Origin of the sequence: Ensifer sp. ENS11 (genome assembly GCF_014851895.1) — a bacterium.
Taxonomy (GTDB): Bacteria; Pseudomonadota; Alphaproteobacteria; order Rhizobiales; family Rhizobiaceae; genus Ensifer; species Ensifer canadensis.
In genome coordinates this window covers 1-255 of the sequence record NZ_JACVAN010000100.1, presented here as the reverse complement: position 1 = coordinate 255, position 255 = coordinate 1, and the positions used below count along the sequence as shown (strand labels likewise).

Annotated in this window: 1 protein-coding gene; it reads right to left on the bottom strand. The window is 62.4% G+C overall.

All coding sequences use genetic code 11. From position 1 onward, the window contains the following. On the bottom strand, positions 1-255 hold a 255-nt coding region (locus tag IB264_RS34400; RefSeq protein ID WP_192435395.1), incomplete at both ends, for a Gfo/Idh/MocA family protein.

Here is a 255-nt window from a genome sequence, read left to right as displayed (position 1 = left end):
CGCACAGCACGTGCTTGCCGGCGGCAAGCAATGCCAGTGTCGTCGGGTGATGCGCCTTATCGGGCGTCACATTCGTCGCCGCATCGAACTTGCCCCAGGCAATGGCGTCGTCGAGCGAGGTGAACGTATTGGCTATGCCGTGTTTCTCGGCAAAGCCTTTGGCGCGCTTGGGGTCGACATCGACCGCTCCCACCATTTCCACGCCTTCGATCTGAGCGAAGGCTTGGGCATGGCTGTTGGCCATGCCGCCGGTTC